Source organism: Desulfoscipio sp. XC116 (genome assembly GCF_039851975.1).
Lineage (GTDB): Bacteria > Bacillota > Desulfotomaculia > Desulfotomaculales > Desulfallaceae > Sporotomaculum.
This window is the reverse complement of sequence record NZ_CP156660.1, coordinates 14,192-28,800: the sequence shown is the minus strand read 5'-3', so window position 1 is coordinate 28,800 and position 14,609 is coordinate 14,192. Positions and strand designations below refer to the sequence as shown.

Annotated in this window: 11 protein-coding genes, 5 tRNA genes and 1 other annotated feature; of the genes, 2 read left to right on the top strand and 14 right to left on the bottom strand. The window is 43.9% G+C overall.

Annotated elements, in window-relative coordinates:
- From ABDB91_RS00135 to ABDB91_RS00125, 3 genes are all read right to left on the bottom strand, one after another.
- Nucleotides 1-1,584 carry a type I restriction-modification system subunit M gene (locus ABDB91_RS00135; RefSeq protein ID WP_347489517.1) on the bottom strand — a complete coding sequence of 528 codons (1,584 nt, stop codon included), beginning with the start codon at nucleotides 1,582-1,584 and terminating at the stop codon, nucleotides 1-3.
- Between the two features lie 13 nt (nucleotides 1,585-1,597).
- Complete coding sequence (locus tag ABDB91_RS00130; protein WP_347489515.1) at nucleotides 1,598-2,185, bottom strand: hypothetical protein; 588 nt, start codon at nucleotides 2,183-2,185, stop codon at nucleotides 1,598-1,600.
- A gap of 173 nt (nucleotides 2,186-2,358) precedes the next feature.
- Nucleotides 2,359-2,694 carry an HNH endonuclease signature motif containing protein gene (locus ABDB91_RS00125; protein ID WP_347489513.1) on the bottom strand — a complete coding sequence of 112 codons (336 nt, stop codon included), beginning with the start codon at nucleotides 2,692-2,694 and terminating at the stop codon, nucleotides 2,359-2,361.
- A gap of 613 nt (nucleotides 2,695-3,307) precedes the next feature.
- On the opposite strand from ABDB91_RS00125, the gene ABDB91_RS00120 reads away from it, so the two are divergent.
- On the top strand, nucleotides 3,308-4,480 hold the full coding sequence (locus tag ABDB91_RS00120; RefSeq protein ID WP_347489511.1) for a Fic family protein: 1,173 nt from the start codon (nucleotides 3,308-3,310) through the stop codon (nucleotides 4,478-4,480).
- Between the two features lie 271 nt (nucleotides 4,481-4,751).
- Here the strand turns inward: ABDB91_RS00120 and ABDB91_RS00115 are convergent.
- The 9 genes from ABDB91_RS00115 to ABDB91_RS00075 all read right to left on the bottom strand — a co-directional run bounded on the left by ABDB91_RS00115 (nucleotide 4,752) and on the right by ABDB91_RS00075 (nucleotide 10,270).
- Nucleotides 4,752-4,845: transfer RNA gene (locus ABDB91_RS00115), tRNA-Ser, on the bottom strand.
- Nucleotides 4,846-4,849: 4 nt separating this feature from the next.
- Nucleotides 4,850-5,314: a tRNA adenosine(34) deaminase TadA gene (gene tadA / locus ABDB91_RS00110; RefSeq protein ID WP_347489510.1), complete on the bottom strand. Its 465-nt coding sequence runs from the start codon at nucleotides 5,312-5,314 to the stop codon at nucleotides 4,850-4,852.
- Between the two features lie 23 nt (nucleotides 5,315-5,337).
- Nucleotides 5,338-5,413 (bottom strand) — tRNA-Arg (locus ABDB91_RS00105).
- Nucleotides 5,414-5,523: 110 nt separating this feature from the next.
- Nucleotides 5,524-5,600, bottom strand: a tRNA-Arg gene (locus ABDB91_RS00100).
- Nucleotides 5,601-5,796: 196 nt separating this feature from the next.
- Nucleotides 5,797-5,891: transfer RNA gene (locus ABDB91_RS00095), tRNA-Ser, on the bottom strand.
- Between the two features lie 20 nt (nucleotides 5,892-5,911).
- Nucleotides 5,912-6,001 (bottom strand) — tRNA-Ser (locus ABDB91_RS00090).
- Between the two features lie 85 nt (nucleotides 6,002-6,086).
- A complete protein-coding gene (gene serS / locus ABDB91_RS00085; RefSeq protein ID WP_347489508.1) occupies nucleotides 6,087-7,355 on the bottom strand; it encodes a serine--tRNA ligase in 1,269 nt (422 codons plus the stop codon).
- A 177-nt stretch (nucleotides 7,356-7,532) separates the two neighbouring features.
- Entirely contained in the window at nucleotides 7,533-9,122 is a 1,590-nt protein-coding gene (gene serA, locus ABDB91_RS00080; protein ID WP_347489506.1) for a phosphoglycerate dehydrogenase, read from the bottom strand.
- 2 nt (nucleotides 9,123-9,124) lie between these two features.
- On the bottom strand, nucleotides 9,125-10,270 hold the full coding sequence (locus ABDB91_RS00075; RefSeq protein WP_347489505.1) for an alanine--glyoxylate aminotransferase family protein: 1,146 nt from the start codon (nucleotides 10,268-10,270) through the stop codon (nucleotides 9,125-9,127).
- Between the two features lie 103 nt (nucleotides 10,271-10,373).
- Nucleotides 10,374-10,612: a binding site (T-box leader), on the bottom strand.
- Nucleotides 10,613-10,978: 366 nt separating this feature from the next.
- Here ABDB91_RS00075 and ABDB91_RS00070 point away from each other — a divergent pair.
- Nucleotides 10,979-12,757: an IS1634 family transposase gene (locus ABDB91_RS00070; RefSeq protein ID WP_347488947.1), complete on the top strand. Its 1,779-nt coding sequence runs from the start codon at nucleotides 10,979-10,981 to the stop codon at nucleotides 12,755-12,757.
- 289 nt (nucleotides 12,758-13,046) lie between these two features.
- Here the strand turns inward: ABDB91_RS00070 and pdxT are convergent, their stop codons facing one another.
- Nucleotides 13,047-13,655: a pyridoxal 5'-phosphate synthase glutaminase subunit PdxT gene (pdxT, locus tag ABDB91_RS00065; protein ID WP_347489503.1), complete on the bottom strand. Its 609-nt coding sequence runs from the start codon at nucleotides 13,653-13,655 to the stop codon at nucleotides 13,047-13,049.
- A gap of 13 nt (nucleotides 13,656-13,668) precedes the next feature.
- Entirely contained in the window at nucleotides 13,669-14,553 is an 885-nt protein-coding gene (gene pdxS / locus ABDB91_RS00060; protein ID WP_347491485.1) for a pyridoxal 5'-phosphate synthase lyase subunit PdxS, read from the bottom strand.
- Between the last annotated feature and the right edge of the window lie 56 nt (nucleotides 14,554-14,609).

Here is a 14,609-nt window from a genome sequence, read left to right as displayed (position 1 = left end):
TCATAATCCCAGCTCCTTGAGATACCTGGCCATCTGAGCTTCCACTTCGGCAAGCTCCTTTTGGATATCGGCAATATTGTTTTTTACCTGTTCAATATCCACCAATTCCTCTTCCTCAAAAGTATCAACATACCGGGGGATATTCAGGTTGTATTCGTTGGCTTTTATCTCGTCGGCGGCTGCCACATGAGCGAATTTTTTAATCTCCGCACGGTTCTCATAAGCCTTTACAATATCGTTGACGTGTTTTGTTTCAAGCCTGTTCTGGTTCTTATCTTTCGCATAGCGAAGGTTGCCGTTTTCATCCTTGCCGGAGGCGTCAATAAAAAGCACATCATCACGATTGCGGTTTTTCTTAAACACCAGGATGCATGCCGGAATGCCGGTGCCGTAAAAAAGGTTTGCGGGCAAACCGATAACCGCATCCAACAAGTTTTTTTCGATTACGGCCTGTCTGATCCTTCCTTCGGACGCACCTCTGAATAAAACACCATGGGGAGCAACGGCGGCAATTCTGCCACCGCTTTTCAGACTGGCTATCATATGCAGCAAAAACGCCCAATCGCCTTTACTGGCAGGGGGAACTCCCCAGTCAAAGCGGTGATATTTATCAAGGGCTGCTTCCATCTTGAATTCCTTGCCTTTGCCGGCCATTTCGCCGCCGGTGTTAAAACCTGCCGCCCATTTATCCTGCGAAAAGGGCATATTCGCTACGATGACATCAAACTGCATAAGATTGCCGTCGGAGTCCAGGTGCATGGGATTGGCAAGGGAATCGCCCCAGGCAATCTTGGCGTCCATAATTTCATGGATAAACATGTTCATTTTAGCCATAGACCAGGAAGATCCGTTCATTTCCTGCCCGTACAAAGCAAGAATCTTTACATTGCCATTTTCCTTCTCAATGGCTTTCTTCCCGGTCTTAATAAGCAAAGAACCGGAGCCGCACGTTGGGTCATACATAGTGTCATTAATTTTGGGATTAACAATGTATGCCATCAGTTCCGAAACTTCCGACGGGGTGAAGAAAGATCCGGCTTTTTTACCCGCCTGCCTGGCAAACTCGCCAATCATATATTCATAGGCATCGCCTATGGTGTCGGCCGCCACCTTACCTTCCTCAGGCTGGATGGAAGAAGGACGCAAATCAAGGGGCTCAAAATCCTCAAGCAATTCCCTCAACCGGGTATTCTTTTGTTTATGATTGCCCAGCATGGCTTCACTATTAAAGTCAATATTTCTAAATACCCGGTTAAACAGCGAAGGATTATCATCTTCAATTCCCCGCAAGGCAATATTAATTAATTCCCCCAAATTATTGTTATACCTGTTTTGATAAAGCCAGGAAAATCTGTGTTTTTCTTTAATAACAAAAGGAAGTCTTCTTATTGCTCTTTCTACCCTCACCGGGTCATTATATTTTTTCTCCAACTCTTCGAGCTTTTCCAAATAGGTATCGCTCAAATATTTCACAAAAAGCATAGGTAATATGTAATCTTTATAGTTAGCCGCATCTATAGCTCCTCTAAAAGTATTCGCACCTCTCCAAAGAGCCGCCTCAATATCTTTTCTTGTAGTAGCCATTTACACTTCCCCCTTATAACCTCCAGGTAATACTATTTATTACCGCTGCCATAAACCTTTGATCTTCTTCAATCATATTTTTCAGCAGCTTTTTTCGCTTTTTATACAGCAGCCACATCTGACCTATTGCTATCTGTTTATCGTATTCTATAGCGGGAACATCCAACTCAGCCAATGATTTGGCGGACACGGATTTAATGGCCGCAACCGAACCGACAATGTGGCTATTAAGATAGGTCAGGCCCTGGTTTTCCAGCAGGCAGGCAATATAGGCCGGATAATAGTTTTTAAAAACTCGAACAACAAATAGATTACTTGAAAAAACTGTATTTGGCATGTCGTCAATAATTAGCGTAGCATTGTCCGGATTCAGCCGTTTTAATAAAATATCGTTCTTTTGAATAAAATAGCTATGATCAAGAGAGGTATATCTTCTTATCTCTGAAGTATTATGTATATCATTAAAAATTCCCAAATGGTTGGGCTGAATAAATTTGTAGGTTAACACACCTGAAGTATCCGCTTTCCTCGCTTGCCTGGTATCAGCCACACCATTTAAGATATAAGCTATTTTCTCCAGTTTTACTCTTCTTGGAAACATATCTTTTCACCCCCTACAACAGACTTGATGTAAGAAATGGATCGGTTCTAGATCAAGGGAAGCCAAAGCCACTGCTATATAAGAGTGGCTTTGGCGTGTAGAAACAGATTTAATTTTTAAATAGAAATGTTTTCCAATCATAATTATGTCATTTTCCGATAGCAATATGCAAACTAACTATCCTGCCGATATGAACAAGTCCAATTCGGCCAATTATCGCCTTTACCCCGATTATTGCGCCAATGCAGCGGTTGAAGATTATCTGAGTCATCTGTGCCACCCCTGGCCACCGGCTTCTTATGGTCAATTTCCCAACCGAAATCCGAATTGACATTATCATAATCAGCAAATCTAATCCATGCGCCGCACCGGTCTTTTCTTAAATCGCAATAATGGTTGGAGACAATGGTGGCCTTATTCCATACGGCTAAAATCGTCCGCGGATGAAAGGACTCATCTTGTAAAGTGCGATTTGGCTGGCGTGTCATAGTTTCTCCTTTCCGAGACAAATTGCATCCACCAGCAAAAAATAAACACCTTGCTAAGGGGTTTGTTTTACGGTATTATGTGATTACATAGAAGAAGACATGAGCTGATTCTCAGCGTCAAGTCCGAGAATGGCCTGTTCTCGGACTTGTTTTTTTTGTCTCTGTATCTTTGTTTATAGCCTTTTCCAGAAAAGGACTTAACCAATAATTAGATTATAGCAAAATATTTTCCCTTGTCAATATTTTATTTATGTTACGCCTTAACATGTTCATAATTGCCCCCTGCTTTTATTCTGTTGTTTGATAAGTCCTCATCTCCCGGATTTCTTTCTAGCTGCTAAATCAATTAGATCCTTTAAATTAGGTTCAATAAATTTTGCAACTAAGTATGCCATTAAGATCATCATGCATATTGGGATAATAGGTAATAGTAATGTAGGCGCTCCATTATAATGATTATGAATTTTAACAGTTAAAGCTATCATTGCATTTGAATGCATCAGATATAAAGGATAACGTTTCATGGCCACACAGCGGATCTTCGCCCTTACCTCGCGTATGCTTGCAATCAGGTATAATCTTTGTTGCACCGATACATAATGATACTATATACTATCATAAAGGAGACGGGCTTATGGACGCTGTGCTTTATGCCAAAATACTCTCGGACAAAAGCATTACCGATTTGAAAAAAATAAAATACAAGTTCCCGGACGTTGACCTGAGAGAACTCATAGAACTGTTGAAATACAGTGTTTATAAAACCATGCCTATCCCGGACTTTAGCGGGAATGATCTTGTCTATATGGAAAATGTGGCACAGGTACGGATGAAGGCAGTCAAACTCCTCCTCACGCCCCAAAACTCAAACGAAGCTTTTGGGCTCAAGGCAATGGAGGACGAGATTGCATCATCACTCACCATAGAAAGCATTGATTTCTTGCGGGGCGGCGTAAGAAAAATATTGCGCGGCTACGCGCCCGCCGACGAGAGTGAGAATCGCATCTATGGCATGAAAAAGGGCCTTGAATTTATCTCCAATCCCGCCAACGAAATCAATGAGGAAAACATACACGCTCTTTATGACATAGCTATCGGCCAATATCTGCCGGAACATGCCAAGCTTAAGCCTGGCATGTTCTATCGGCACGATAATGTGTACGTCGTCGGTCAGGAATTGGAGCATACCGGTCTGCCTTCTGAAAAGCTTTCTAAATATATGACTAGATTCATAGCCTTCATCAATGAGGAAAGCACCATGAACGACCTGCTCAAGGCAGCGGTGATCCATTTCTATATCGCGTATCTGCATCCATATTTTGACGGCAATGGTCGCATGGCCAGATTTGTGCATTTGTGGTATTTGAGGCGGCAGGGTTACTCGTCCGCATTGTTTATCCCGTTTTCCAGTTACATTGAGCGAAGCCGAAAAGGATATTACAACGCCTATTCGCTGGCTGAGAAAAACACAAAGATCAGCGGCGTAATGGATGTAACGCCGTTCCTGGTTTACTTCATCGAAAATGTATACAACAAACTCGACAATACGCTGCCGCAAGTCAATACGATGGCAGCTTTCAGTAAAGCATTGGATGATGGTAAAATCACAGAGAAGGAAAAGGACCTTTGGAATTTTGTTCTGTCCGCATACGGGAATGACGAATTTTCAACCAAACAGCTTGAGCACGATTTCGGCAACGCCGCCTATGCAACGATACGCGGTTTCGTGCTGAAGTTTAAGGAACTTGGCCTTTTGTTAGCAAAAAAGTATGGAAACAAAGCAAAATACTCTGTGTGGGGAAAGTAATATTAATTAAAAAGCACGGTTGTGGATGATTCATCACTCCATTTCCGTGCCTTTTAGCGATTATAGGCTTTTGTTCTCATTTTTAAAATCTTCACCAAACAAAAGCATTCACCTTACAGGAGGTGTTGCAGTATTGCAGTGCCGGTTGTTGAATTGTTGAAAAAGTCTTTCGCGTCGGCTCCCCCGTCGGCTTTGCCCCAAATTAGCCCACAAAACCAACAAGGGATTCTCACCTTAATAAACCGTGAAAATCCCTTGCATTTATCAATTCTGGCGGAGAGACAGGGATTCGAACCCTGGAGACCGCTACTAACGGCCTACTCGATTTCGAGTCGAGCGCCTTCGACCAGCTCAGCCATCTCTCCACATTTAACGTTTAAATTTATTTTCCCTCAGCTCTTTAAAAAAACGTTTTAAAATTGCCCGGCACTCATCCTCAAGTACACCGGACACCACCGCCACCTGGTGGTTAAAGCGTGGTTCCCTCACTACATCCATAATTGAATCCACTGCTCCGGCCTTGGGGTCCCGGGCACCGTACACCAAAGTTTGCACTCTGAATTGAATCAGGGCCCCCGCACACATGGGACATGGCTCCAGCGTAACATAAAGTACGGATCCATTTAAGCGCCAATCTCCAATATGGCGGGCCGCCTGTCTCAGCGCCATGATTTCCGCATGGGCGGTGCTGTCCACCAATGTTTCCCGCAAATTATGGCCCCGGCCAATAATTTTATCGTCCAGTACCACCACCGCACCAACAGGCACTTCACCCAAAGCGTAAGCTTTTTCGGCTTCCGCCAGAGCCTCGCGCATATAACCGGCCTGGTTCAACAAAGGTTCCCCTTTAAAAATAATGGTGCGCCTGGAGGGACTCGAACCCCCGGCACGCGGTTTAGGAAACCGCTGCTCTATCCTCTGAGCTACAGGCGCTTAACAGTATATTCACATTACAATAGTGAAACTTACGATAAACCCACTGCTACACCAATAAAATGCAGCGACACAATTAGTATATATACTTTTGTGTCGCCGTAAAATTGTGGCGTGCCTGAAGGGACTCGAACCCCCAACCTTCTGATCCGTAGTCAGATGCTCTATCCAATTGAGCCACAGGCACATATTGTTTTTTCATCCATGGCGCTTCAACAGCACCGCAAATACAATTGTAACAAAAGCACTCGTAAAAGTCAACTAGCAAAAAAAGACGTTAATAAACAGGTAAATCACTTTTCACATCACATGGAATATATCATAGTTACTAAAGCATAGTCAATTCATCAGAAAACCACGGATTTAAATCCGTGGTTTTCTACTGGCGGAGAGAGAGGGATTCGAACCCTCGATACGAGTTTTAGCCCGTATAATCGCTTAGCAGGCGACCGCCTTCGACCTACTCGGCCATCTCTCCATAATGTCAGATTATTAAAATGGCGGAGGAGGTGGGATTCGAACCCACGGAACCCGTGAAGGTTCAACGGTTTTCAAGACCGCCTCCTTAAACCGCTCGGACACCCCTCCAGTCAATTTCAATCAACCAGAGACAATAAAAAGTATAACACAGTAAAAGTAAGGTGTCAATAACACCGTTCCCCCCTCAATAGTGTCAATATATCTCTTTAATGCCACCCATGTACGGCTGTAACACCGCCGGTACCTTCACCGCACCTGTGTCGGTCTGACAGTTTTCCAATATAGCGGCTACCGTCCGGCCCACGGCCAGGCCTGAACCGTTTAAAGTGTGTACAAAACGGGGCTTGGCTTTACCCTCCCGGTACCTGATATTGGCCCGCCGGGCCTGGAAATCCATAAAATTACTGCAGGAAGAAATCTCTTTATAACTGTTGTAACTGGGCAGCCATACCTCTAAATCATAGGTTTTAGCAGAGCTAAAACCCAGGTCACCGGTACTTAAAACAACCACCCGGTAAGGCAGTTCCAGCAACTGCAGTATTTTCTCGGCATTTTGAGTCAATTTCTCCAGTTCCGCAAAGGAATCCTCGGGGCGAGCGAACTTAACCAGTTCTACCTTGTTAAACTGGTGCAGCCTGATCAGGCCCCGGGTATCCCGTCCCGCCGCCCCTGCCTCGGCTCTGAAGCAAGCGCTGTAGGCACAATGATAAATAGGCAATTTATCGCCATCCAATATTTCATTACTGTAAAGATTGGTTACCGGCACTTCGGCGGTAGGTATCAAATAATAATCCGTATTCTCAACTTTAAACATATCCTCGGCGAATTTGGGCAGTTGACCTGTGCCGATCATACTGTTGCTGTTAACCATAAACGGAGGCATTAGCTCCACATAGCCGTGCTCCTTCGTATGCACATCCAGCATAAAATTAAACACAGCACGCTCCAGGGCCGCGCCGGCACCTTTGTAAAAAAGAAATCTAGCGCCTGTAACCTTGCCGCCCCGTTCAAAATCCAATATATCCAGCGCCTCACCGATATCCCAGTGGGGTTTGGGTTCAAAACCGAACTGTCTGGGCTCACCCCAGCGCCGCAACTCAACATTGTCACTTTCATCCAACCCCACGGGCACACTTTCTTCGGGAATATTAGGGATATTTAGCAATGTCTGCTGCAATTGCTGATCCAAAATACGAATTTCGTCATCTATATTTTTAATAGCGTTGGAAACCTGCCGCATTTCCAGTACCATATCCTCGGCCAGCTGCCCGGCCTTTTTCAGCCGGCCAATCTCCTCGGACACCACATTGCGTTTATTTTTAAGTTTCTCCACCTCGGTCAGCTTTTCCCGGCGGCGCTCATCAAGTGCCAAAAAAGGATCAAGTGAAATACTGGCTCCTCTTTTTTGCAACGCCTCTTTAACAATTTCAGAATTGTTTCGTACAAATTTCAAATCCAACATATCGGAAAACCTCCACAAAGCAATAAAAGTGTACATATCATTTATTCAATATGCCACTTCACACAATAAAGGATTAACTCCTCTTTTTAACTATTATTAACTGTTTAGGATTTGTATAAAACAAAAATGTCGGCTTAAGCCGACATAATTGTACCATATTTATGAAAGCAAGTAAAACTATAAGCTAACAAACTTTACATCCAGCACGCCGTCTAATTCGCCAATGGCTTGCAAGGTTTTTTCAGGGACCGGGGCATCCACCGAAAGCATCATCACGGCCTTGCCGCCGATTTCCTTACGTCCCACCTGCATACTGGCTATATTTATATGGTGTTCGCCAATTAACATACCTACAGGGCCGATAATTCTTGGCTTATCTATGTGTGGTACATAAAGCATATTTCCTTCGGGGACCGCGTCCACCCGGTAACCATCCACCATCACAATGCGAGGATCATTTTCTTGGAATAAGGTTCCCGATAACGATTTTTCTCCCTTATCTGATACTACTGTCAAAGTAATCAAGCTGGCATAACCGTCAGCCCGGCCATTAACGATTTGTACCACACTGATGCCTCGATTTTTAGCTAAGATAGGCGCATTAATAAAGTTTACTGATTCTTGTAAAATAGGATCCAAAAAACCTTTTACCACCGCGGTTGTAATTGGCTTGACATCCTCACCGGCCAGATCACCGTTATAAGTAATCTCTATTTTATTAACCCGGCCTTCTACCAGCTGAGCTTGGAATTTACCCAATTTTTCAGCCAACTTTAGGTACGGCTTAATTTTAGACATAACTTCAGGCTTAACTGATGGAATGTTTACGGTATTACGTACTACCTTACCTTTAAGAGCGTCTACAATTTCTTCAGCTACATCCACAGCTACGTTAATCTGTGCCTCGGCAGTGGAAGCGCCCAAGTGCGGAGTGGCAATAAAGTTGTTCATTTCCAGTAGAGGACTGCCCGTATTCGGTTCCTTTTCAAAAACATCCAGAGCCGCACCGGCCACTTTCCCCGACTGCATGTACTTGTAAAGAGCTTCCTCGTCTATAATACCGCCCCGGGCGCAGTTGATAACCCGCACCCCGTCTTTCATAGCAGCAAAGGCTTTATCATCCAGCATATGATAGGTTTCTTTGGTTTTAGGCATATGCACTGTAATAAAATCAGCTGCCGGCAATAACTCATCCATGGCAGCCAGCTTTATGCCCATGGCTTCCGCCTTTTCCGCGGAAATATAGGGATCATAGGCCACTATATCCATTTCCATGGCCTGAGCGCGCCGGGCCACCGCCGAGCCAATCCTGCCCAAACCGATAACGCCCAGCGTTTTACCCCGAAGTTCCACACCCAAGAAGGCCTTTTTATCCCACACACCGTTTTTCATTTTTCCCACTGCCTGAGAAATATTTCTGGCCAGCGCCAACATCATAGCCATAGTATGTTCGGCAGCCGCAATAGTATTGCCGTCAGGAGCGTTAACCACCAACACGCCATGCTGGGTAGAAGCATTGAGATCAATATTATCCACGCCGACACCGGCCCGGCCCACCACTTTTAGTTTAGGGGCGTTTTCCAGCACCCGGGGGGTCACTTTAGTGGCGCTGCGTACAATCATAGCATCATAATCACCGATTACAGCTATCAGCTCATCTTCAGTCATTTTACTGCCGATAACCACTTCAATATCCGAGTCGTTGTACAATGGTTCCAAACCTTTTTGCGAAACATTATCCATTGCCAATACTTTAAATTGTGCCATTTTTACACCCCCAAAAACACTTGCTGGGCTGCCTTTACACCGGCGCCAAGCTCAACTGGATACCCAAGCTTTTGCAGTGCCATTTCCAAGCCGGCGATAGCAATTAATACATTCATTTGATCAGCGAAACCCATATGAGCAATCCGCATTATTTTATTTTTCAACTGAGCCTGCCCACCCGCAAACGTTATATTATATTCATTTTTCAATACCTTACGGATATCATCCGAACCAATACCTTCCGGTGCGTATACCGATGTAACCACGGGAGAAGCGCAGCTGTCATCGGTCATTAATTTCAATCCCAGTGCCCCAATAGCGGCCCGGGTGGCATTGCGCAACAACTTATGCCGGGCATAAACATTATCCAGGCCTTCGGCCAGCATCATATCCAGCGCGGCGTTAAGACCGACAAAAAGCGATACCGCCGGAGTATATGCCGTGTTCCATTTGGGATATTGTTTCCTGGCTCTCAATAAACTAAAGTAATAGCGGGGAGATTTATTAGCTTCAATTACTTTCCAGGCTTTGTCACTAATACTCTGAATAGCCAGTCCCGGAGGCAGCATTAATGATTTTTGCGAGCCGGTAGTTAGAATATCCACATGCCAATCATCAACTTTTATTTCAATACCGCCCACACCGCTAACTCCGTCCACTACTAATAGGGCAGGAGTTTTGGCAACTATTTTACCAATGCTTTCAATATCATTAGTTACACCTGTGGAGGTTTCATTTTGGGTAGCAAAAACAACTTTAATATCTGGATTGGCCGCCAGCTTTTCCTGAACTACCTGATGATCTACACGGGTACCCCATTCAAAGTTTAACTCAATTACTTCGGCCCCATACTGCTTGGTCAATTCAGTCCAGCGCTCGCCAAACTTACCGCCTACTAAAGTAAGCACCTTATCCCCGGGGCTTACCGTATTAGCCACTGCAGATTCCATACCACCGGTGCCCGAGCTGGTTAAAACATACATTTCATTTTGGGTTTGAAACAATTTTTGCAGTTTAAAAATTATATCTTTATGCAGCACCTGAAAATCTTCACTACGGTGACCAATCATGGGCGCAGTCATTGCAGCCACCACTGTCGGCGGTACCGGTGTCGGCCCCGGAATCATTAAATAACTTTTGTCCTGCATATGTAATCCTCCTCTGTTAAATAATAATTATATCCGTAATTGAAATAAAATTTTTCACTTAAATTAACTTAAAAATAAAACCTCCCATCCCTATAATATTAATCACAGGGACGAGAGGTATTTTCTCCCGCGGTGCCACCCATATTGATTTGTTTAAATATGTAAAACATATTCAACAAATCCTCTTCGTTTAAATAACGGAACTATCCGTGTCCGCCTACTGCTGTTTTCAGCGGACCCCCTACGGGGAGCCTTTTCGCTAAAGATACAACCACCGGTTCACACCCGCCACCGGCTCTCTGTGAGTTGCATGTAGCTACTTTACCCCTGCATCGGGTTTCATAATTTAATTTAGAGGTACCTATAAATATTACAACAGTCAACTTTTTTTTGCAATAGTTTTATAGCATTTGTTCATTTAGCAACATTTTCAATAAAGAAGACTTGGTTCAGGTAGTGTTTTCCACCCGAACCTTAGTCGCACTTATTCCGAGTTTATCGCCGTTTAACTCCATTAGTCGGGGACATTCCTGTCCCCAGAGAAATACCCAAACTTCAGCAGGTGTGTCCCGGGTCTTTGACAGTTGCATGGTCAAAAAAACGCTGGAAGCCTTGAAATAGGCTTATTTTTTTGTCAAATTTCCTGGTTTACTATTGCGTAATGTTTGGTATTGTGTTACAATACAAAGGATTGGGGGTTTTTAAGGTATGCGATTATCTTTATCCAAATCAAAAAACGCCACCTCTTTTTATGTGATTAAGTCCGTCTATGAAAAGGGGGTGCGCTCCACTAAAATCGTTGAAAAACTTGGCACGGAAAAGGAGCTCCGTAAAAAATTAAACGGTCGTGATCCCTACGAATGGGCTAAGGCTTATATCGATGAACTTAATCGTCAAGAAAAAGAATCTCAACGCAAAGTTATAGTTGAGTTTTCCCCTACAAAAGTTATCGCTAAAGATCGCCAGGCTTCATTCAATGGCGGCTATTTGTTCTTGCAAAGTCTGTATCACAGTTTGGGTCTACATAAAATTTGTGCTGTCCTTCAGAAAAAATACAAAATCACCTTTGATTTAAATACGATTCTTGCCTCGCTCCTTTATGGCCGCATCCTCTTTCCCGGCTCAAAGCTTGCTACCAAGGAACTGGTGCGGAACTTTCTTGAGCAACCGCGCCTTGAGCTGCAGCATGTATATCGTGCATTGGAGATTTTAGCCAAGGAGAGTGATTTCATCCAAGCTCAGGTATATAAAAACAGCCTTAACGCTTGCAAGCGCAACACAGCGGTTTTGTTCTATGACTGCACTAACTTCTTCTTTGAAATTGAACAGGCTGAGGGCTTAAAACAGTATGGCAAAGGCAAGGAGAACCGTCCGAATCCCCTTGTGGAAATGGGATTGTTTATGGATGGTGATGGTGTTCCTTTGGCTTTCTGTATTCATCCCGGAAATACCAATGAGCAGGTGACCCTGAAACCTTTAGAACGGAAAATCCTTGCCAATTTTAAACTCTCTCAATTTGTTGTCTGTACTGATGCCGGTCTTGCCAGTACCGCCAACCGGAAGTTTAACGACATCCAAGAGCGAGCTTTTATCACCACCCAGTCGATCAAGAAGTTGAAGCAATTTTTGAAAGAGTGGGCGCTCGATCCGGCAGACTGGAGCCTTAATAAACACAAGAGTGAAACGTCTTCGCACGATAAGACGAAAACCTCTTACAATCTAACGGAAGTCATTCAGCGGTTTCAAAGCGACACGACCTCAGAAGAGGAGAAAAAAACGCTGGAATCTATGGTTTTCTATAAAGAACGCTGGCTCAAGGAGGGTGATCTTGAACAAAGGTTGATTGTGACCTTTTCTTTAAAATATAAAAATTATCAGGAGATCATACGCAGCAATCAGATTGAACGCGCCCGTAAAATCATGGAGAAAAACCCAGCCAAACTAAAAAAGTGTAATGCTAATGATTACCGGAGGTTTATTCAAAAGAGTTTTTGCACTCCTGATGGTGAGCTTGCTGAAAAAGAGTTGCTCAGCATCAATCAAGATGTGATCAATGAGGAGGCGCAATATGATGGCTTCTATGCGGTTTGTACCAATTTAGAAGATTCTATTTCTGATATCGTTAAGGTGAACAAGGGACGATGGGAGATTGAAGAATGCTTTCGCATCATTAAGAGTGAATTTAAAGCCAGACCTGTTTATCTGAGCCGAGACGACCGGATTACGGCTCACTTTATGACCTGTTTCCTGTCGTTGATCCTCTATCGAATGCTGGAAAAGAAACTGGGGGGCGAATTCACATGTAAAGAGATTTTAACAACGATACGGGATATGAATTTCTACAAGATCCCTGGAGAAGGGGTTGTTCCTACGTATAAACGCACCAATATCACGGATGCTTTGCATAGCCATTTTGGATTTCGAACAGACTACGAGATCGTAAATACAAAAGAGCTAAAAAGAATTTTTAATTTCACTAAGAAATAAAACATTACTCATTTTTATAGAATATGAAAAAAGCCTATGACCCTTTATTACCAAGGGATATAGGCTTTTTGTCTCCACATAAGTGTCAAAGATGAGTATAAATATTACAACAGTCAACTTTTTTTTGCAATAGTTTTATAGCATTTGTTCATTTAGCAACATTTTCAATAAAGAAGACTTGGTTCAGGTAGTGTTTTCCACCCGAACCTTAGTCGCACTTATTCCGAGTTTATCGCCGTTTAACTCCATTAGTCGGGGACATTCCTGTCCCCAGAGAAATACCCAAACTTCAGCAGGTGTGTCCCCTTTCCTTATTTGAGACGGGAGTCTTAGCGGCGATTAACGAGATAAAATAATGGTGCATACGCAAATCATCTGTCAATTCCGGATGAAAAGCAGCCACAAGAAAACGTTCCTGCCGGGCACAGACAATTTTTTCTCCACAGCGTGCCAATATATCCACACCTTCGGAAACCTCCGTTATATAAGGAGCTCTGATAAACACCGCCCGGTAGGGATCATTGCCTAAAACGGGAATATCCAAATCAGTTTCAAAACTATCTACCTGTCGCCCAAAAGCATTGCGTTCCACTTCTATATCCATGGCAGCCAATGTTTCCTGCCGGGAATTCCTTATATGCTTGGCCAGCATAATAAGCCCGGCGCAAGTACCAAAAACGGGCATACCCTGGTTAGCTAAATTTATTATAGGTTTCATTAAGTCAAAGCCATTTAATAATTTACCCATAGTAGTACTTTCGCCACCGGGAATCACCAAAGCATCTATATCATCAAGTTCCGACGGTTTCCTGACCTGGCGAGTTGAAACGCCACATTTCTCCAGCGAACATTGATGTTCCCGAAAAGCGCCCTGTAAGGCAAGTACACCAATTAACATAATCTATCTCCTATTACCAACCTCTGTCCTGCATACGCTGTTCCGGGGCAATAGTGGATATTTCAAGACCGGGCATGGCTTCTCCCAGATCCCGAGAAATCTCAGCCAGTATTCTAGGGTCATTAAAATGCGTAGTGGCGGCAACAATAGCCTTGGCTCTGGACTGCGGATCATTCGACTTAAATATACCGGAACCAACAAAAATACCGTCACAGCCCAACTGCATCATTAAAGCAGCATCCGCAGGGGTCGCAATACCACCGGCGGCAAAATTAACCACCGGCAATCTACCATTCTCGGCTACATATAAAAGTAAATCATAGGGTGCACCCATATCTTTGGCTGCACTCATTAATTCTTCCTTAGGCAAATTTCGCACCCGGCGTATTTGCCCCATCACCATACGCATATGGCGAACGGCTTCTACCACATTGCCCGTGCCGGGTTCACCTTTGGTACGAATCATAGCCGCACCTTCGGCAATGCGTCTGAGCGCCTCACCAAGATTACGAGCACCACACACAAAAGGCACCTTAAAAGCATGTTTTTCTATGTGATACTGCTCATCCGCCGGTGTAAGCACCTCACTTTCGTCTATATAATCAGCACCTAAAGCTTCCAGTATCTGTGCTTCCACAAAATGACCAATTCTAGCTTTGGCCATTACCGGGATAGTAACAGCATCCATAATGCGTATAATAACTGTAGGATCAGCCATTCTAGCTACTCCGCCGGCAGCACGTATATCGGCGGGTACTCTTTCCAGCGCCATTACCGCGCAGGCCCCAGCTTCTTCAGCTATTTTAGCTTGCTCCGGAGTAGTAACATCCATAATTACTCCGCCCTTAAGCATTTCCGCTAAACCTTTTTTTACTGTCCATGTCCCCTTTTCAGCCATGGCTTCAGTCATAATAATTCTCCTCCATTCAACTACAGTCACTAAAATATTTTACA